Source organism: Mesorhizobium sp. M1396 (assembly GCF_040317725.1).
GTDB lineage: Bacteria > Pseudomonadota > Alphaproteobacteria > Rhizobiales > Rhizobiaceae > Mesorhizobium.
Window position 1 is genome coordinate 119,285 of record NZ_JAMYLA010000001.1, and the last position, 17,683, is coordinate 136,967.

19 protein-coding genes are annotated in these 17,683 nt (G+C 64.8%); 11 read left to right on the forward strand and 8 right to left on the reverse strand.

Translation table 11 applies throughout. From position 1 onward, the window contains the following. Positions 1–990: an alpha/beta hydrolase gene (locus NKH02_RS00555; protein ID WP_352875597.1), complete on the forward strand. Its 990-nt coding sequence runs from the start codon at positions 1–3 to the stop codon at positions 988–990. Here the strand turns inward: NKH02_RS00555 and NKH02_RS00560 are convergent. Next, entirely contained in the window at positions 950–1,984 is a 1,035-nt protein-coding gene (locus NKH02_RS00560) for a LacI family DNA-binding transcriptional regulator (RefSeq protein ID WP_352875599.1), read from the reverse strand. The two genes, NKH02_RS00555 and NKH02_RS00560, sit on opposite strands and share 41 nt — an antisense overlap. 255 nt (positions 1,985–2,239) lie before the next feature. Between NKH02_RS00560 and NKH02_RS00565 the strand changes: the two genes are divergently transcribed. From NKH02_RS00565 to rsgA, 3 genes are all read left to right on the forward strand, one after another. Next, a complete protein-coding gene (locus tag NKH02_RS00565; RefSeq protein ID WP_352875742.1) occupies positions 2,240–3,193 on the forward strand; it encodes a tagatose kinase in 954 nt (317 codons plus the stop codon). Beyond that, on the forward strand, positions 3,190–4,473 hold the full coding sequence (locus tag NKH02_RS00570; RefSeq protein WP_352875601.1) for a D-tagatose-bisphosphate aldolase, class II, non-catalytic subunit: 1,284 nt from the start codon (positions 3,190–3,192) through the stop codon (positions 4,471–4,473). Before NKH02_RS00565 ends, NKH02_RS00570 begins: the two co-directional genes overlap by 4 nt. A gap of 270 nt (positions 4,474–4,743) precedes the next feature. Beyond that, positions 4,744–5,769 carry a ribosome small subunit-dependent GTPase A gene (rsgA, locus tag NKH02_RS00575; RefSeq protein ID WP_352875603.1) on the forward strand — a complete coding sequence of 342 codons (1,026 nt, stop codon included), beginning with the start codon at positions 4,744–4,746 and terminating at the stop codon, positions 5,767–5,769. Between the two features lie 24 nt (positions 5,770–5,793). Here the strand turns inward: rsgA and NKH02_RS00580 are convergent, their stop codons facing one another. Continuing rightward, a complete protein-coding gene (locus NKH02_RS00580; RefSeq protein ID WP_352875605.1) occupies positions 5,794–6,327 on the reverse strand; it encodes a sterol desaturase family protein in 534 nt (177 codons plus the stop codon). A gap of 172 nt (positions 6,328–6,499) precedes the next feature. On the opposite strand from NKH02_RS00580, the gene NKH02_RS00585 reads away from it, so the two are divergent. Then, positions 6,500–6,970 carry an NUDIX hydrolase gene (locus tag NKH02_RS00585; RefSeq protein ID WP_352875607.1) on the forward strand — a complete coding sequence of 157 codons (471 nt, stop codon included), beginning with the start codon at positions 6,500–6,502 and terminating at the stop codon, positions 6,968–6,970. Between the two features lie 10 nt (positions 6,971–6,980). Here NKH02_RS00585 and pobA read toward each other — a convergent pair whose 3' ends face one another. Genes pobA through pcaD form a run of 6 tightly spaced genes read right to left on the reverse strand, consistent with a single transcriptional unit; the run spans position 6,981 to position 11,793 of the window. Next, positions 6,981–8,153, reverse strand: a complete 1,173-nt coding sequence (pobA, locus tag NKH02_RS00590) for a 4-hydroxybenzoate 3-monooxygenase (RefSeq protein WP_352875609.1) — start codon at positions 8,151–8,153, stop codon at positions 6,981–6,983. After that, positions 8,153–9,205, reverse strand: coding sequence for a 3-carboxy-cis,cis-muconate cycloisomerase (locus NKH02_RS00595; protein WP_352875610.1), 1,053 nt, complete (start codon positions 9,203–9,205; stop codon positions 8,153–8,155). The genes pobA and NKH02_RS00595 overlap by 1 nt, the downstream gene beginning before the upstream one ends. Before the next feature lie 19 nt (positions 9,206–9,224). Continuing rightward, on the reverse strand, positions 9,225–9,839 hold the full coding sequence (pcaG, locus tag NKH02_RS00600) for a protocatechuate 3,4-dioxygenase subunit alpha (protein WP_352875612.1): 615 nt from the start codon (positions 9,837–9,839) through the stop codon (positions 9,225–9,227). Beyond that, a complete protein-coding gene (gene pcaH, locus NKH02_RS00605; protein WP_352875614.1) occupies positions 9,839–10,594 on the reverse strand; it encodes a protocatechuate 3,4-dioxygenase subunit beta in 756 nt (251 codons plus the stop codon). The genes pcaG and pcaH overlap by 1 nt, the downstream gene beginning before the upstream one ends. Further along, complete coding sequence (gene pcaC / locus NKH02_RS00610) at positions 10,584–10,991, reverse strand: 4-carboxymuconolactone decarboxylase (RefSeq protein WP_352867322.1); 408 nt, start codon at positions 10,989–10,991, stop codon at positions 10,584–10,586. The genes pcaH and pcaC overlap by 11 nt, the downstream gene beginning before the upstream one ends. Next, entirely contained in the window at positions 10,984–11,793 is an 810-nt protein-coding gene (gene pcaD, locus NKH02_RS00615; protein ID WP_352875615.1) for a 3-oxoadipate enol-lactonase, read from the reverse strand. The genes pcaC and pcaD overlap by 8 nt, the downstream gene beginning before the upstream one ends. Positions 11,794–11,886: 93 nt before the next feature. Here pcaD and pcaQ point away from each other — a divergent pair, with 93 nt between their 5' ends. The 6 genes from pcaQ (at position 11,887) to NKH02_RS00645 (ending at position 17,681) form a co-directional block, all read left to right on the forward strand. After that, positions 11,887–12,804, forward strand: coding sequence for a pca operon transcription factor PcaQ (gene pcaQ / locus NKH02_RS00620; protein WP_352875617.1), 918 nt, complete (start codon positions 11,887–11,889; stop codon positions 12,802–12,804). A gap of 128 nt (positions 12,805–12,932) precedes the next feature. Then, the gene (locus NKH02_RS00625) at positions 12,933–14,249 is read left to right on the forward strand and encodes an ABC transporter substrate-binding protein (RefSeq protein WP_352875619.1); all 1,317 of its coding nucleotides are present in this window, start codon (positions 12,933–12,935) and stop codon (positions 14,247–14,249) included. 18 nt (positions 14,250–14,267) lie between these two features. Then, positions 14,268–15,011, forward strand: coding sequence for an ABC transporter ATP-binding protein (locus tag NKH02_RS00630; RefSeq protein WP_352875743.1), 744 nt, complete (start codon positions 14,268–14,270; stop codon positions 15,009–15,011). Then, entirely contained in the window at positions 15,008–15,736 is a 729-nt protein-coding gene (locus tag NKH02_RS00635) for an ABC transporter ATP-binding protein (protein WP_352875621.1), read from the forward strand. Before NKH02_RS00630 ends, NKH02_RS00635 begins: the two co-directional genes overlap by 4 nt. Further along, positions 15,733–16,629 carry a branched-chain amino acid ABC transporter permease gene (locus NKH02_RS00640; RefSeq protein WP_352875623.1) on the forward strand — a complete coding sequence of 299 codons (897 nt, stop codon included), beginning with the start codon at positions 15,733–15,735 and terminating at the stop codon, positions 16,627–16,629. The genes NKH02_RS00635 and NKH02_RS00640 overlap by 4 nt, the downstream gene beginning before the upstream one ends. Continuing rightward, positions 16,626–17,681: a branched-chain amino acid ABC transporter permease gene (locus NKH02_RS00645; RefSeq protein ID WP_352875625.1), complete on the forward strand. Its 1,056-nt coding sequence runs from the start codon at positions 16,626–16,628 to the stop codon at positions 17,679–17,681. The genes NKH02_RS00640 and NKH02_RS00645 overlap by 4 nt, the downstream gene beginning before the upstream one ends. Positions 17,682–17,683 lie beyond the last annotated feature (2 nt).

The following is a 17,683-nucleotide window of genomic DNA, read 5'->3' on the forward strand; positions in this document are numbered from 1 at the left end:
ATGACACTCGATCCGGATGCGCTGCGCGTCCTCGAAATCGGCCGCGCTGCCGGCGGCGAGCCGTTCGAGAACGGCAGCGTGGCGGCGGCGCGCGCCGCTTACAACGTCTCGTTCCCGACGCTGCAGGGCGAGCATGAGCCGGTCGCCGCGACCTTGGAACAGCAGATCGACGGGCCGAACGGCGCCATCACTGTCCGCATCCATCGAGGCATCGGCGCACTGCCGAGCGGGGCGCCGGCGCTGCTCTATCTGCATGGCGGCGGCTGGGTCATCGGCAATCTCGATTCGCATGACGAGATCTGCCGGTGGCTGGCCAATCTCGGCAACGCCGTCATTGTCTGCCCCGACTATCGCCTGGCGCCGGAGCACAAATTTCCCGCCGGGCTGGAGGATGGGCTGGCGACACTGCGCTTCATGGCGCGGAACGCCGCCGATCTCGGCATTGACCCGGCCCACATCGGTGTTGCCGGCGACAGCGCCGGCGGCAATCTCGCCGCCGTCCTGGCGTTGCTCGCCCGCGATGGGCTGGCACCACCGCTTGCCGCGCAGATCCTGATCTATCCCAACACCGACGCACGTCAGATGGCAGACAGCTACCGGCGTTTCGGCGACGGCTTCGGGCTTACCGCAACCACCATGGCATGGTTCCGCGACCGCTATGTGCGAACGCCCGACGACATGCTGGACTGGCGCGTCTCGCCCCTGCTGGCGTCTGATATCGCGGGTGCCGCACCGGCGTTCGTGGCGCTTGCGGGCTTCGACATCCTCGCCGACGAAGGGGGAGCCTATGCCGCGCGCCTGCAGGCCGAAGGCGTGCCAGTGATCCTGCGGCAATGGCCGGGCCAGATCCATGGTTTCGTCTCGATGGGACGCCATATCCCAGCCGCGCGGCAAGCGGTGGCCGAGGCGGTGGCTGCCTGGCGCCATTTCGACCCAGGGTCGCTGACGCCTAGGCCGACTGACGCATCACCAGGGTGGCATCGAGCTTGACCGTGCGTGCCAGGCTTTGCTTCGGCGGATCGGCCTCGTCCAGCAGGGCCAGCAGGATCTCGACGCTGCGGCCGGCCATGGCGGTGAAATCCTGCGCCATGGTGGTGAGCGCCGGACAGGTGTAGCGGCTCAGCGGATGATCGTCATGGGCGGCAACGCGCAGATCGCAATCGGACCTGCGGCCGACCTTCAGGCCGCGCGAATACGCGGCAGCCATCACGCCAAAGGCGAGACGATCGTTGGCGCACAGGATGGTGCGGCCGGGCAAGTTGCCGGCCTCCAGCATTCTTTCCATCTGCTCGTAGCCGACCCGTTCGAAGTCCCAGGTGTAATCGCGCGCGGCCTCGATCACGACCGGCTTGAAGCCGGCGGTTTCCATCGCGACGATGTAGCTTGCCTGGCGTTCGCCGGAGTTGTGGTTGACATGCGGAATGTCGAGATAGGCCGGGGGCTCACCCGACCGGCACAGATAATCGACGATGGTCGACACGCTCTGCCGGTTGTCGTTGCCGACGAACGGCGTATCGCCCTCGATATAGGTGTCGAAATAGACGATCGGAATGTCCTGCCCGAGCTTGTCGAAAACGCTTCGGTCGGAGGCCAGGCCGAGCGGAGCGATGATCGCGCCGGCGACCTTCAGTGACAGCAGCGTCCTGACCGACTCCGCCTCCAGCTTCGGAGAGCCATGCGAGGAGATGACGATCGGCCAGTAGCCTTCGTCGCGGCAGCGAAATTCGATGCGGCTGACCATCTCGGCATAGAACGGATCGGTGATCGTCGGCACGACGATGCCGATGTTACGGGTGCGCTTGCGGTTGAGGTTGCGGGCGAAAAGGTTCGGCTGATAGTCCGAGGAGCGCAGGGCTGCTTCGATCCGTGCCCGCGTCGCCGGCTTCACGCTCGCCGGGTCGTCGAAATATTTGGACAGCGTCGGCCGCGACACGCCACATGCCTGGGCGAAGTCATCCATCGTGCGGTGTGTCTTCTCCGCCATCGATACTCCTGATCCCCTTGCCGTCATCGCCGACCGGACGAGCCGTCACCAGTCATGCGGCCGTTGACCGGAAGCGGCAATGCTTGACCCAACTTATTCAGTCAAATTTTCACAGTTCCCAATACAGCGCAAAAACATTACGTGCGTCAAATTATTTATTGACGCTCTAAAATTGAAGACGTAGGGTTCGGGTTGGAAAAGCGGAGCATGGTGCAGCCGGGCGAGCCCAACGCCATCCAGCGACATGGTGAGAACATGAAGAAACTGGTTTGCGCCGGCGAGATCCTGGTCGAGATCATGGCCGAGCGGATCGGCCAGAGTTTCCTTGCTCCCGGCCCGCTCATCGGCCCGTTTCCATCCGGTGCACCGGCGATTTTCGTCGACCAGGCGGCGCGGCTCGGCCAGCCGGCAGGCCTGATCGCCGCGGTCGGCGACGACGATTTCGGACATTTGAACATCGAGCGCCTGCGTTCCGACGGCGCCGACATCTCGGCCATCAAGGTGCATCGAGGCGCGGCGACGGGAACGGCCTTCGTCAGCTATGAGACGGATGGCAGCCGGCACTTTGTCTACAACATCAAGCAGAGTGCCGCCGGCCTGATCGAGATCGGCGACGAAGCGCGCGCACTGCTGGCGGGGGCTGATCATTTTCATGTCATGGGCACGTCGCTGTTCTCGCCGGAAATGATCGAGGTGGCCCGCACCGGTATCGAAGCGGTCAAGGCACGCGGCGGCACGGTCTCCTTCGATCCCAACATCCGCAGGGAGATGCTCGATCTGCCCGGCATGCGCCAAGCGTTGAGTTTCGTGCTGTCGCGGACGGATCTTTTCCTGCCCAGCGGCCCGGAACTGTTCAACTTCGCCAAGGCCGCCGACGAGGAAGGCGCGGTGCGCGAAATGCTGGAACGCGGCATTTCGGCGGTGGTCATCAAGAAAGGCGCGCAGGGTGCCGTTCACCACGACCGTGCCGGGCGCACCGTATCGCCCGGCTTCGTCGTCGACGAGATCGACCCGACCGGCGCCGGTGACTGTTTTGCCGCGGCCTTCGTCTCCTTCTGGCTGCGCGGGGCAGCACCTGAAAAAGCGCTCAAGGTCGCCAATGCCTGCGGCGCGCTGGCCGTGACCAAAAAGGGTCCGATGGAGGGCATAGCTTCCCTCGCCGCAGTCGAAGCGTTCATCGAGACTGCCGAGACCGGAGCGCCGGCATGAGCCAGGCGACGGACAGGCTGGCTGCCATCGCGACGCGTCGCGCGGCCGGCGAACGCCGCGGCATCGCCTCGGTCTGTTCGGCCCATCCGCTGGTCATCGAGGCGGCGCTGCGCCATGGCAAGGCACGTGGCGCCGACGTGCTGATCGAGGCGACCTGCAATCAGGTCAACCACGAGGGCGGCTACACCGGCATGACGCCCGGCGATTTCCGCCGCTTCGTCGAGGTGATCGCCGACAAGGTCGCCTTTCCCCGGGACAGGCTGGTGCTCGGCGGCGACCACCTCGGGCCCAATCCGTGGAAGGACCTTCCGGCGCCCGAGGCCCTGCAGAACGCCTCGCGCATGGTAGACGCCTATGCCGAGGCCGGCTTCACCAAGATCCATCTCGACGCCAGCATGGGCTGCGCCGGCGAAGGCGCGGCGCCGCCCGACGCGACGATTGCAGAGCGCGCCGCCGAACTGGCCGCGGTGGCGGAGACCGCGGCCGACCGAACGGGCGGCGCCAAGCCTGTCTACGTTATCGGCACCGAAGTGCCGGTGCCGGGCGGTGCCCTTGAAGCGATGGACCATCTGGCGGTGACGACGCCCGAGGCGGCACTTGAAACCGTCCGTATCCACCGGCAGGCGTTCAGCCGCCTTGGTCTGGACAAGGCCTTTTCGCGTGCGATCGGTATCGTCGTGCAGCCGGGCGTCGAATTCGGCAATGCGGAGGTGATCGCCTACAGGCCGGAACGCGCCCAGGCGCTGGCCGGCACGCTGCGCGACCTGCCGCAATTCGTCTTCGAGGCCCATTCGACCGACTACCAGCCGGTGACGGCGCTGACCGCACTGGTCGACGATGGCTTTGCCATCCTCAAGGTCGGGCCATGGCTGACCTTCGCGCTGCGCGAGGCGCTCTATGGCTTGAGCCACATCGCCGATATCCTCGTTCCCGACCCGGCGCGCGAAAGCCTGCCGGCGGCGATGGAGCGCGCCATGCAGGCGGCGCCCGGCAACTGGAAGAACCACTACCACGGCTCCGCGACCGAGCAGCGGATAGAGCGGCATTTTTCCTACAGCGACCGCATCCGCTATTACTGGCCGGCGCTGGCGGCCCGGCAAGCCACGGACGCGCTGATGCAGGCGCTCGGTGACCGGGACATTCCCCCACCCCTCATCAGCCAGTATCTTGGCCGTCTCGACACAGCGGTGGCGAACGGGTCCGCTGCGCCAAAGGCCAGGGAGTTGCTGATCGGCAGCGTGGCGGAAGTGCTCGACATCTACGCCGGTGCGACGGGCTGACCGCCGGCCACGGCCTTAGCAGCAAGGCCAGCTACCCGCGATAAGCGAAGCGGCGCCGGCAATTGTCGGCGAGGCGAAGACCGGCAGTTCGATGCCGCGCTTTTTGGTTCCGAGCTGAAGCTTGCCGCTCGGCTATCGGCCATGGCCCTGCTTGCCAAAAGTCGCCACGCCGCCCATACACGGCTTGCGCAATCGCCCAACCGAGGTCCGCCTCTCCTTCGATTTTTGCCAGGGATACTGTCCAATGTCCGCGACGCCGTTGTCAAAGCCTTGACGGATCACTCCAAGCCATCGCTCGCCAGCCTGGGCTGGACGGATTTCTTCGGCGACCAGATCGAGCCCGGCGAAGCCAATCTCGTCCCGACGCGTATCGCCACGGTTCATCGCGACCGCCTGACCGGCCTGTCCCAGGCAGGGCCAGTCGATCTGACGCTGCCCGCGCAAGCGAACACTGGTGATTATGCCGTCGGCGACTGGGTGCTCGTCGACGCGCATGACAAGCTTGTGCAGCGCCGCCTGACCCGCAAGACGGTGCTGGAACGCCGCACCCAGGGCGGCAGGGTGCCGCAACTTGCCGCGGCTAATATCGACACGCTGTTCATCGTCACCTCCTGTAATGCCGACTTCAATCCCGCCCGGCTCGAGCGCTATCTGGCGCTCGCCAACGAGGCAGGAACGACACCGGTGATCCTGCTGACCAAGGCAGACACGGCTGAGGACGCCGAGGCATACCAGAAGCAGGCTGCGGCGCTGCAGCGTGGACTGGCCGTCGTGACGCTGAACCCGCGCACCGCGGATGCCGCGACCGCGCTGGCCGCCTGGTGCGGCGCCGGCCAAACGGTGGCGCTGATCGGCTCTTCCGGCGTCGGCAAATCGACGCTGGTCAACACGCTGGCCGGACCGGCGCAGCAATCGCCGCAACAGACCGGAGGCATCCGCGAACACGATGCCAAGGGACGCCACACCACCACGTCGCGATCGTTGCACGCCATCGCAGGTGGCGGCTGGGTGATCGACACGCCCGGCATGCGGACGTTGCACGTCAGTGATGTCGCCTCCGGCATCGACACACTTTTTGCCGAAATCACCGAACTCGCCCCGCTCTGCAAGTTCCGCGACTGCACGCATGTGCATGAGCCGGGCTGCGCGGTGCAGGCTGCCTTGAAGGCCGGGACGCTGGACCCGGAGCGCCTTGCCCGCTGGCGCAAACTGTCCGACGAAAACCAGCACAACACGCCGGTTCAGAGCGGGCCGCGCGGGGCCAAGTCTCCCGGCGGTCGCGGAAAGAGGCGTTGAGCGGCGGGGGGCAGGCCCCTGGATTCAGAGCCGCGCCGTACCGAAGACCCGATCCCAAAGTGCCGACGTAACACCGAAATTGGCCGATTCGTCGATGTGATGATGCACGGCGTGGCGGCGTTTGAGCGTGTAGAGATAGCTCGGATGGCTGGGATGCCAGTGATGGATCATGTGGTGGATGCTGATGTACCAGAGGTACCCCAGCATCAGCCCGCAACTTACAGCACTTGCGGTTGCGAAACCTGAGACCATCCAGACGGGTACAAACGCAACCAGCGCATGCACCCCAAGGCTGAGCCAGGTCGGCGTGCCCACCGAATCGCGCTCCTCGACATGGTGACGATCGTGCAGGTCCTTGATGTAGGGAATGTGATGAAGGACGAACCTGTGCAGCACGTATTCGGTCAGCGTCCAGAGAAAGAGACAGGCGAGGACCGTGCCGATCCAGCCTGGCGCATTGTCTTCGCCGGCCTCGATCAGCCCTGCAACTGCCAGTGCGGCGATAACCAGCGGATAGACCACGAAGTCGCTATAGTAGCCAATAAGACCGAGTTGCATCGTCACCTAGCCTTCGAGCCGCCAAATAAGCGATGGTATCAGTTTGCCGGACTCGTGCGTGAGGCGCAATGCAGACGCAACTGACATAGCGTCGCAATCCCTAGGTGCAAGGTTCGCGTCAACGATTCAAGGACCATCGGCAGGCTGCCGGCTTCGCAAACGGACGTTCAAAATGGCAAAACGCAGTGCGGGATTGCTGATCTATCGCCGCGGCGACGGCGATCTCAGGGTGTTGCTGGTTCACCCGGGCGGACCGTTCTGGGCGAAGAAGGACGACGGTGCGTGGTCGATACCGAAGGGTCTTGTCGGCGAGAACGAGGACGAGTTGGCGGCAGCGCAACGCGAAACCGAGGAAGAGCTCGGCGTCAGGATAGACGGATCCTTCGCGCGGCTTGGCAACTACAGGCAACCGGGGGGAAAGATCGTCATGGCCTGGTCTGTCGAACCGGCCGTCGACATCGATGTGGCTGCCATCAAGAGCAACATTTTCACCATGGAATGGCCGCCAAGGTCGGGATTCCTGAAGGAGTTCCCGGAAGTCGACAAAGCGGGCTGGTTCACCTTGCCCGAGGCCGAGGTGAAAATCCTCAAGGGGCAGCGCCCGATCCTGTTGGATTTTGCCAGGCAGCAAGGCGCTGGATGATCCGCGGCCTTCAGTAAGGCAGGCCGACATAGTTCTCGGCGAGCGCGGTCGACGCGGCTTGCGAATGGACAAGATAGTCGAGTTCGGCCTCCTGGATGCGCTGGCCGAACTCGCCGGTGTCGGGAAAGCGGTGCAGCATCGTCGTCATCCACCAGGAGAAGCGCACCGCCTTCCAGACCCGTGCCAGCGCCTTGCCTGAATAGGCGTCGATGCCGGCGTGTGATTTCTCGACATAGAAGTCGCGCAAGCCGGCAAAGAGATAGCGCACGTCGCTGGCGGCGAGGTTGAGCCCTTTGGCGCCGGTCGGCGGCACGATGTGGGCGGCGTCGCCGACCAGGAAAAGCCGGCCGAAGCGCAGCGGCTCGGCAACGAAAGAGCGCAGCGGCGCGATCGACTTCTCGAAGGATGGCCCCGTGACGACGCTTGCCGCTGTTTGCTCCGGCAAGCGGCAGCGCAACTCGTCCCAGAAGCGGTCGTCGGACCAAGCTTCGACACGATCGTCCTGCGGGCACTGTACATAGTAGCGGCTGCGATGCGTCGAGCGCATCGAGCACAGTGCGAAACCCCGTTCGTGATTGGCGTATACCAGTTCGTGATGGGCCGGCGGCACTTCGGCCAGCAGGCCGAGCCAGCCGAACGGATAGTGCCGCTCGAAGGTCTTCAGCGCATCCGCGGGCACAGATTTGCGGCTGATGCCGTGATAGCCGTCACAACCGGCAATGAAGTCGCAGTCGATACGATGCGTGGCGCCGTCCCTGTCATAGGTGACGAAAGGTGCCTCACCATCGAAATCGTGCGGCGCGACATCAGCCGCCTCGTAGATCGTGGTCAACCCTGCCGCATCGCGTTCATCCATCAAATCATGTGTCACTTCGGTCTGACCGTAGACGGTGACATGCTTGCCGCCGGTGAGTGCGGTAAGGTCGATGCGGTGTAGGCGTGCGTCGAAGGCCAGCGAGATGCCTGAATGCGGCAGCCCCTCGGCGTGCAGCCGTGCCGCGGCACCCGCCTCCTCCAGCAATTCGACAGTGCCTTGTTCGAGCACGCCGGCGCGTACGCGGCCAAGCACATGCTCGCGGCTCGCGCGTTCCAGAATGACCGTCTCGACGCCGATGCCGGCCAGCAGCTGGCCGAGCAGCAGGCCGGACGGTCCCGAACCAATGATAACGACCTGGCTGCGCATCAGTGGCCGAGACTTTCGACCTGTGCGGCCAGTTCGGCGGCAAGGCGCAGCGACGCGGCGGTCGCGACGACCATCTGCGGCAGCAGCAGCCATTCCAGCGTCCATGCCGCGCCCGAGCGTTCCTGTTCATGCACAAGTGCCTGATGCATGCCGGAAAGCTGCGTGGCGTTGAAGCGGGCAAGCGCCACCAGCGCCTCGGCCTTCACCGGGTTCTGCTTGTGCTGCATGGCCGACGAGCCGCCGCCGCCCGACAGTTCGATGTCGGTTCCGCCTTGCGCCATCAGCGCAATGTCCTGGCCGAACTTGCCAAGGCTGCCCGTGACCAGCGACAGCCAGCCGGCAAAATCGGCGAGCGCGTCTCGCTGGCTCTGCCACTGCCGGGCGTCGCCAAGGCCGAGTTTCGCGGCAAGGGCCGCGCGCACCGCCGGCCCCTTGTCATCAAACTTTTCCAGCGTGCCGGCGGCACCGCCAAACTGCACCACCAGCAGACGCCTCGACTGCTCCGACAGCCTTTCCTGATGCCGTTGCAGCGGCGCCCGCCACGCTTTGACGCGATCGGCCACTTGGATCGGAATCGCCGGTTGCATGCGCGTCATTCCGGTCAGCGCCCTGCCGCCAAAATGCTCTTCGAGCGCGGCGAGGCGCATAACGGTTTCGGTCAACAGCAGATCGAGATGCTCGACGATGGATTTGAACCGAAGCATCAGGCCGGTGTCGATGACATCCTGGCTGGTCGCGCCGAAATGCACTTTCGCCCCATGCGGTTCGCCGACCGCTGCCCTGATCTGGCGCACCAGTTCCGGCACCATGACGCCGTCCCTGGCGACAGCGGCCCGCAGCGGGGCGGTGTCGGGCCGGAACGTGGCAAGTGCGGCCACGATCGCCGCCGCCGCGTCGCTGGCGATGATCCCGGTTTCGGCCTCCGCTTCCGCCAGCGCACGCTCGAAGGCCAGCATCGCCTCGATTTCCGCCTCGACGGAAAAATGCCTCGCCGCTTCCTCGTCGCCGAGGAGAGCGGAGAGCAGTGGATGGTCGAAAGGCGATACGGTCATGGCGCGAGTCTCCTGAGCATCAGCTGTCGAAGAAGACCGTTTCCTTCTCCCCCTGGAGATGGACGTCGAAGATATAGATATCGCCCTTGCGCTCGGCGATCAGCGTCGGCACGCGGATGCGGTGCTCGATCCGTGCCAGGATCGCATCCCCGGCATTGGCCTTTTCCTCATCGGAAAAATAGAGCCGTGTGTGGAGGCCGAGATTGATGCCGCGCGCGACAATCCAGAGCGTGATGTGCGGCGCCATCAGGCTGCCATCCCTGAACGGCACCCGGCCCGGCTTGATCGTGTCGAACGTGCACAGGCCGGTGTCCATGTCGGTCGGACAACGGCCCCAGCCGAAGAAATTCGGATCGGCGGCACCGCGCGGTTCGGCCGGCGAATTGTAAAGCCCATCCGCATCCGCTTGCCAGATCTCGATCAGCGCGTCCTTGAGCGGCGTGCCGGTGCCGTCGAGCACCCGGATGCGAAGACCGATGCGCTCACCCTTGGTCTTGTCGTTGACCATGGTCGCACCAAGGTCGGCCGGGTAGACGCCGCCGATGCCGCAGAAATTGGGCGTCAGCCCGATATGGACATAGGGTCCGGCGGTCTGTGAAGGGCTCTCCTTCAGCCGGTCGAGCGATTGAGCCATCAATTGCCCTCCAGCCTGTTTTCGAACAGCGACGCGCGCCGCCCGCGAAGCACGATGTCGAATTTGTAGGCGCGCGCGTCGAAAGGGATCGTCGCTTGCATGTCGAGCGCGGCGATCAGCGTCTCGACTGCTGCCTTGTCGGGGATGCCGCGCGCGATCGGGCACTGCCAGATCAGCGGGTCGCCCTCGAAATACATCTGCGTGATCAGCCGCTGGGCAAAGCCGTGGCCGAACACCGAGAAATGAATGTGCGAGGGGCGCCAGTCGTTCGGCCCGTTCGGCCAGGGATAGGGACCGGGCTTGACGGTGCGAAAGGCATAGCCGCCATCCTCGCCTGATATGGCACGGCCGCAGCCGCCAAAATTCGGGTCGAGCGGCGCCAGGTAGCCATCCTTCTTGTGGCGATAGCGGCCACCTGCATTGGCCTGCCAGAATTCGAGCAGAGCGCCGGGCACGCCAACGCCGCGTTCGTCGAGCACCCGCCCATAGACGATGATGCGCTCGCCGATGGCGCTCTCGCCGGGTTTGGCGAAATTGTGGATCAGGTCGGCGTCGAGTTCGCCGAGCATGGCGTGGCCGAAGACAGGACCTGTTATTTCCGACAGCGTGTTGTCGAAGGCAAGCAGCGCCTTCCGTGGCGAGCGCAGCACGGAGGTCTTGTAGTTCGGCGTCAGCGCCGGCGGATGCCAGGTCCGGTCGCGCTGGAAGAAGGCGCCGGTCTCGGGTCTCTGGTTCGAGCCGGACTTAGCGGGCATTCTTGGCTCCGTCCATTTCCGAAAACACGTCCTTGGCGATCTTGAAGGCACGGTTGGCGGCCGGCACGCCGGCATAGATGGCGACATGCAGGAACGCCTCGCAGATGTCGTCGCGCGAAGCACCGGTGTTGACGGTGGCGCGCACATGCATGGCGACCTCCTCATCATGGCCGAGTGCGGCCAGCAGCGCCAGCGTGACGATCGAACGCTCGCGCTTGCTGAAGCCCGGCCGCGCCCACACGGTTCCCCAGGCGGCCTCGGTGATCAGTTCCTGGAAAGGCTGGTCGAAATCGGTGGCGGCGACCTCGGCCCGGTCGACATGCCGGTCGCCGAGCACCGAGCGCCGCACCGCGAGACCCGTGCGATATCTGGCTTCGTTGCCGGGGACTTCATCCATGGGGTTCTGCTCCGGGGGCAAGCGATGCGATAAAATCGCGGATCAAGGCGGTCAGCGCTTTCGGTTGTTCGACACAAGGAATATGCCCGGCGTCGCGAATGATCTCGAAGCGCGCGCCGGGGATCAGGTCGGCCAGCGAGCGGACGAGATCGGGAGGCGTCGAGCCATCCTGGTCGCCGGCGACGCAGAGCGTCGGCACCGCGATGTGGCGCGCGGCATCGGTGAAATCCGCATCGCGAACCGCCACGCAAGTCCCGATGTAACCCGCCAGCGCTTGCCTGGTCATCATGTTCCAATAGCCGTCCAACTCGGCCAGACGCGCCGCGTGGAAAGCGGGGGTGAACCACATTTTGAGCACTCCGTCAGCAATGGCCTGGATGCCCTTGCTTTCGACCGTCGCGATGCGTGTGTTCCAGCTGTCTGTCGTGCCGATCTTGTGGGCCGTGTCGCACAGGATCAGGCCTTCGACCATTTCTGGGCGCCTGCGATAAAAGCCTTGTGCGATCAGGCCACCGACCGACAGGCCGCACAGCACGACCTTGCTCAACCCGAAATGATCGATGAGCGCCGAGAGATCATCGACATGATCGTCGATCGACCTGATGTCGCCGATATCGGACAGCCCATGACCGCGCTTGTCATAAACCAGCAACGGCATTTCACCATCGAGCGCCGAGACAATTTCGTCCCAGATCCGGAAATCGGTGCCCAGAGAATTGATGAATATGATCGGGCGCGCATTGCCGGCCGCCTTGATGCGGCGATGGTGCAGCGTGATGCCGCCAATGGTGACGAATGGCACGATTTCGATCCTCCATCCCCACATTGCACAAGGCGTTTGGTTCGGTAAAATGATATTTTTCACCGTTTCATTAACTCAGGGGTTATCAAATCCATGTCCGTAGGCCGCATCCGGTTCCGCCACCTGCAGGCATTCCTGGAAGTTGCGCGGCAGGGAAGCGTGGCGCGGGCGGCCGACTTGCTGCACGTCAGCCCGCCGGCGGTGACCAAGACATTGCGCGAACTGGAAGAGGCGCTGGGTGTGGCGGTGGTCGAACGCGACGGCCGCGGCATCAGGCTGACGCGCATCGGCGAAATCTTCCTGCGCCATGCCGGCACGGCGATCACGGCGCTGAAGCAAGGCGTCGATTCCGTCAGGCAGGACGGAGCGGTCAACCGGCATCCGATCCGTATCGGCGCGCTGCCGACGGTGTCAGCGCGGGTCATGCCGCTCGCCATGACCTTGTTTCTCGAAGAGGGCACTGGTGCTGCGATCAAGATTGTTACCGGCGAGAACGCGGTGCTGCTCGAACAGTTGCGCACCGGCGCGCTCGATCTCGTCGTTGGACGGCTTGCGGCGCCGGAGAACATGACCGGCTTCTTCTTCGAGCACCTCTATTCCGAACCCGTGCTGTTCGTGGTGCGGGCGGGACATCCGCTGCTTGACCCGGGACAGGATGTGTTCGCGCGGCTCGACGAATTCCCGATGCTGATGCCGACACGGGAATCGGTTATCCGTCCCTTCGTCGACCGCCTGTTCATCACCAATGGCATGACGGCGCCGGCAACCGAGATCGAAACCGTCTCGGACTCCTTTGGTCGCGCTTTCCTGCGGCAGAGCAATGCGGTCTGGATCATTTCGGCCGGGGTCGTTGCCAACGAACTCGGCAGCGGCGCCTTCGTCGCCTTGCCGGTCAACACAGAGGAAACCAAGGGCCCAGTCGGCTTGACGATGCGCACGGACACCGCGCCCTCGCCGGCCTTCTCCATCCTGCTGCAGACCGTCCGCGAAGCGGCAAGGCAAGGCAGCTAGGCTCGAGATGGCCGCTGTTCGTCCCGAATTTCCTAACCCAGGGGTTAACGAAACACCGCAAAATATCATTTTACCGAACCAAACCGCTGGTGCACTGTGACGACTGAGGAGCACAGAGGGAGGAACGTATGACTCACGCTATCGGCAGCAAATCCAGTATTCCAGGCATTTCGCGGCGCCAGTTCATCGCCACCTCGATCGCTGGCGGCGCAGCTCTCACGCTTGGCGGCCGCGGCGCCTTTGCCCAGGCAGGCGACACGCTCAAGGTCGGCTTCGTCAGCCCGCGCACCGGGCCGCTCGCCGGCTTCGGCCAGACCGACGGCTACGTGCTCGACCTGGCCCGCAAGGCGCTGGCCGGCGGCCTCGAAATCGGCGGCAAGAAATACAGCGTCGAGATCCTCGACCAGGACACGCAGTCCGACCCGTCACGCGCCGGTCAGCTGGCCAAGGACCTGATCAACAACCAGGCCATCGACCTGATGCTGGCGGTGTCGACGCCGGAGGTGATCAATCCCGTGGCCGACGCCTGCGAGGCCGCCGGCGTGCCGTGCCTGTCGACGGTCATGCCGTGGGAAGCCTGGTATTTCGGCCGTGGCGCCAAGCCCGATGCGCCCTCGCCGTTCAAGTGGACCTATCATTTCGGCTTCGGCGTCGGCGAGTTCTTCAAAGCCTATATCTCGCAATGGAACCTGATCGAGACCAACAAGAAGGTCGGCGTCATGTATCCCAACGATGCCGATGGCAATGCCATCCGCTCCCATTTGGCGCCGCTGCTGGCCAAGCAAGGTTTCACCATTGTCGATCCCGGCGCCTATGAGACCGGCACCACCGACTATTCCTCGCAGATCGCGCTGTTCAAGCAGGAAGGCGTCGAGATCTTCAATTCCTTCCCGATCCCGCCGGATTTCGCGGCGTTCTGGCGCCAGGCGGCGCAGCAGGGCCTGATCAAGCAGATCAAGATCTGCCAGGTCGCCAAGACCGGGCTGTTCCCCTCCGACATCGAGGCGCTCGGCGATCTCGGCGTGAAGATTTCGAGCGCCGCTTACTGGCACAAGGCCTTCCCCTACAAGTCGCCGCTGACCGGCGTTTCGGGAACCGAGCTAGCCGATGGCTACGAGGCGGCGAGCGGCAAGCAGTGGACGCAGCAGCTCGGCGCCTCGATGTCGCTGCTCGACGCCGGCTTCGAAGCGCTGAAGGCAAGCACCGATGCCAAGGACAAGGCAGCGGTGGCCAAGGCGCTGAGCTCGCTGAAAACCGAGACGATGGTCGGCAAGGTCGACTTCACCAGCGGACCCGTGGCCAATGTCTCGCCCGGCCCGATCATCGGCACGCAATGGGTCGCCGCCAAGGAAGGAGCCAAGTTCCCGCTCGACTATGTCGTGACCGAGAATGCCACCGACCCCAACGTGACTGTCGAAGCCAAGCTTCTGCCTTACAACGGCTGATGGACCGCTGAGGATCGCCTGGTGACCCATCCGCAACAACAGGCGATCCTCGCTGCCGCCGGTATCCACAAGCGCTTCGGCGCGCTTGTGGTGTTGGATGCGGTCGACTTCAGCATGGCTGCCGACGAGGCGGTCGGCATTGTCGGCCCGAACGGCGCCGGCAAGACCACACTGCTCAGCGTGCTCGCCGGAGCCTTTCCACCAAGCTCGGGCACGGTCAGCTTCAAGGACAGCGACGTGACGCCGCTGACGGCGACGCAGCGCTGCCGGCTCGGCCTGGTGCGAACGCACCAGGTGCCCAAACCGTTCAGCGGCATGACCACCTTCGAGAATGTCTTCGTCGCCGCCTCGCATGGCGCCGGCCTCGGCCGCGACGAGGCTTATGAGGAAGCGCTCGGCTCGCTGAAACTGTGCGGCATGCTCGGTGTCGCCAACCGGCGCGCCGAAACGCTCGGGCTGCTCGACCGCAAGCGGCTGGAACTGGCGCGCGCGCTGGCGGCCAGACCGACGCTGCTTTTGCTGGACGAGATCGGCGGCGGACTGACCGACGGCGAAGCCGGCGAACTCGTCGACACGATCAAGGAATTGCGCCGGCGCAAGATCGGCATCGTCTGGATCGAGCACATCGTCCACATTCTCCTGCAGGTGGCCGAGCGGCTGATCTGCATGGACGCCGGCAGGATCATCGCCGACGGCGACCCGCAAACAGTGATGGCCGACCCCGAGGTCGTACGCGCCTATCTGGGCGGAGGCCCGAGATGAGCCTGCTTGCGGTCGAGAACCTGGTTGTCCGGCACGGCCTGCTGCAAGCGGTGCGCGGCGTCAGCTTCGGCATCGAACGCGGCGAGACGCTCGCACTGGTCGGCGCCAACGGCGCCGGCAAGACGACGCTGCTGAGGGCGATCGCCGGCGCGCATCAGCCGGCTGCCGGCCGCGTGCTGCTGAACGGCGCCGATCTGACGGATGTGCCATCGCACAAACGCGTCGGCATGGGCATTGCACTGGTGCCGGAGGGGCGAAGACTGTTCGTGCGGATGACGGTCGAGGAAAACCTTCTGCTGGGCAAGACTGCCGGCCGGCCGGGCGACTGGAGCGTCGACAAGGTGCTGGAAATGTTTCCCAATCTGAAGCCACGCCGCCATGCCAAGACGGGCCACCTCTCTGGCGGCGAACAGCAGGCGACGGCGATCGGCCGGGCGCTGATGAGCAATCCGGACGTGCTGCTGCTCGACGAGGTCTCGCTTGGCCTGTCGCCGCTGATCGTCGACCGCGTCTATACAGCACTGCAAGGGCTGATCGCCTCGGGCACCACGATCATCCTCGTCGAACAGGACCTTAACCGGGCGCTCGCGGTTTCCGACAGGATCATCTGCATGCTCGAAGGGCGTGTCGCGCTAGAAGGGCCGAGCAAGGCGGTTTCGCGCGAGGAGGTGACGAAAGCCTATTTCGGCCTGCACCGGAAAAGCCCCGGGAGCGTTCCCGTATGAGCAACCAGATCATCCAGGGCATTCTGCTCGGCGGCTACTACGCGCTTATCGCCTGCGGCCTGTCGTTCATGTTTTCGGTGATGCGCATCATCAACCTCGCCCATGGCAGTCTTGCCGTGTTCGCCGCCTTTGCGCTGTGGTGGCTCGCCTCGCGGTTCCACATCTCGCCCTTTGTCGGCCTGCTCATCGTCCTGCCCTTGATGGCGGCGATCGGCTGGGCGCTGCAGCGCTTCCTGCTCGAGCGCAGCGCGCGCGGCGGCGCGCTGCTGCCGATCCTGACGACGTTCGGCCTCGCCATCGTCATCGACAATCTGCTGTTCGAGCAGTTCGGCGCCGACACCCGTTCGCTGGCGCCCTATATCGGCAGCCTGTCCTATGATTCCTGGGAATGGCCGGGCAGCATCTATGTCGGCAAGCTCGCCGTGATCATGTTTGCCACCGCCGTCATCCTGCTGGGCGGGCTGCAATTGTTCCTGACCCGCACAAGGCTTGGCCGCTCGATCCGCGCTACATCGGAGGACCCCGACACTGCCGGCCTGGTCGGCGTCGATGCACGCCGCGCCAATGCCATCGCCGCTGCCATCGCCATGGTCACGGTCGGCCTTGCCGGCGCGTTCCTCGGCATGCGCGCCACCTTCGATCCCTATGCCGGCGCGCCGCAATTGCTGTTCGCCTTCGAGGCTGCGGTGATCGGCGGCGCCGGTTCGCTGTGGGGAACGCTGATCGGCGGCATCGTGCTGGCGCTTGCCCAGACGCTCGGTGCGCAGGTGCATCCGCAAGGGTTTCTGATCGGCGGCCATGTCGCATTCCTGATCGTCCTGTTCGTGCGGCTCTCCACGTCGGGCCTCGGCCTGCGCGGCCTGTTGCGCCTGCCATCCCGGAGCGCATCATGAGCGCCGTCTCGGCCTCACCGGTCATCGAGCGCGGCACAGCGACGTCGCGGATCGCCGCGATTGCGGTCGCGCTGGTCATCGCGCTGCTAGCGATTGCACCACAGTTCCTGTCGAACGGCGGTGTCGACCGGATGACCGCGCTGTTCATCTATGTGATCCTGGCGGCGATGTGGAACGCGCTGGCCGGCTTCGGCGGCCTGGTCTCGGTCGGTCAGCAAGTGTTCTTTGGGCTCGGCGCCTATTTCGCCATCCGGCTCGCCGATGCCGGCCTCAACCCGTTCCTCGCGCTCTTCGCCTCTGGAATTGTCGTTGGCGCCGTCTCCTGGCCGCTCTCGCTGTTCATGCTGCGGCTGAGGAATGGCGAGTTCGCCATCGGCATGTGGGTGATCGCGGCGCTGACTCATCTTCTGGTCAATCTCGACCGTCTGGTGCAGGGCGAAACCGGCACATCGCTGATCTCGCTCAACGCCTATGACGCGGGCGCCAGGCGGGCAGCGATCTACTGGCTGGCGCTGGCGTCGATGACCGCCCTGCTCGCCATTCTGTTTGGCCTGCTGCGCGGCAGCACAGGTGCGGCGATCCGCGCGATCCGCGACAATGAGGATGCCGCCGCATCGGTCGGCGTGCGCGTCACCGGCACCAAGCGGCTGCTGTTCGTGCTTGCCGCCTTCGGCATCGGCATTGCCGGCGCGCTGTGGCTGGCGACCTCGATCACCTTCCAGCCGAAGACCTATTTCAACGTCCAGTGGACCGCCTACATGATTTTCATGGTGCTGGTCGGCGGCATCGGCACTTTCGAGGGCGCCATTTTAGGCGCGCTGCTGTTCTTCCTCATCGAGACCTGGTTCGGCGGCACCGGCGTCTGGTACCTGATCGGGCTTGGCGCCACCGCCGTGCTGTTCTCGCTTTTCCTGCCGCGCGGCCTGTGGGGGACGATCGAGGAGCGCTTTGGGCTCCGCCTGCTGCCGGTCGGCTATCGCGTCAGGCTCTCAACCGATGGCGATGCGACGCCTGCGCCACAACGAGCCACGACACATCGGGAGAAGGCATGACC

What these genes read in the sequence shown, in the direction of transcription:
- NKH02_RS00640 (WP_352875623.1), top strand. Translation starts at nt 15,733, where the DNA reads ATGAGCAACCAGATCATCCAGGGCATTCTGCTCGGCGGCTACTACGCG.
- NKH02_RS00625 (WP_352875619.1), top strand. Translation starts at nt 12,933, where the DNA reads ATGACTCACGCTATCGGCAGCAAATCCAGTATTCCAGGCATTTCGCGG.
- pcaQ (WP_352875617.1), top strand. Translation starts at nt 11,887, where the DNA reads ATGTCCGTAGGCCGCATCCGGTTCCGCCACCTGCAGGCATTCCTGGAA.
- NKH02_RS00570 (WP_352875601.1), top strand. Translation starts at nt 3,190, where the DNA reads ATGAGCCAGGCGACGGACAGGCTGGCTGCCATCGCGACGCGTCGCGCG.
- NKH02_RS00585 (WP_352875607.1), top strand. Translation starts at nt 6,500, where the DNA reads ATGGCAAAACGCAGTGCGGGATTGCTGATCTATCGCCGCGGCGACGGC.
- NKH02_RS00580 (WP_352875605.1), bottom strand. Translation starts at nt 6,327, where the DNA reads ATGCAACTCGGTCTTATTGGCTACTATAGCGACTTCGTGGTCTATCCG.
- pcaC (WP_352867322.1), bottom strand. Translation starts at nt 10,991, where the DNA reads ATGGATGAAGTCCCCGGCAACGAAGCCAGATATCGCACGGGTCTCGCG.
- NKH02_RS00560 (WP_352875599.1), bottom strand. Translation starts at nt 1,984, where the DNA reads ATGGCGGAGAAGACACACCGCACGATGGATGACTTCGCCCAGGCATGT.
- NKH02_RS00595 (WP_352875610.1), bottom strand. Translation starts at nt 9,205, where the DNA reads ATGACCGTATCGCCTTTCGACCATCCACTGCTCTCCGCTCTCCTCGGC.
- pcaH (WP_352875614.1), bottom strand. Translation starts at nt 10,594, where the DNA reads ATGCCCGCTAAGTCCGGCTCGAACCAGAGACCCGAGACCGGCGCCTTC.
- NKH02_RS00565 (WP_352875742.1), top strand. Translation starts at nt 2,240, where the DNA reads ATGAAGAAACTGGTTTGCGCCGGCGAGATCCTGGTCGAGATCATGGCC.
- NKH02_RS00635 (WP_352875621.1), top strand. Translation starts at nt 15,008, where the DNA reads ATGAGCCTGCTTGCGGTCGAGAACCTGGTTGTCCGGCACGGCCTGCTG.
- NKH02_RS00645 (WP_352875625.1), top strand. Translation starts at nt 16,626, where the DNA reads ATGAGCGCCGTCTCGGCCTCACCGGTCATCGAGCGCGGCACAGCGACG.
- NKH02_RS00555 (WP_352875597.1), top strand. Translation starts at nt 1, where the DNA reads ATGACACTCGATCCGGATGCGCTGCGCGTCCTCGAAATCGGCCGCGCT.
- pobA (WP_352875609.1), bottom strand. Translation starts at nt 8,153, where the DNA reads ATGCGCAGCCAGGTCGTTATCATTGGTTCGGGACCGTCCGGCCTGCTG.
- pcaG (WP_352875612.1), bottom strand. Translation starts at nt 9,839, where the DNA reads ATGGCTCAATCGCTCGACCGGCTGAAGGAGAGCCCTTCACAGACCGCC.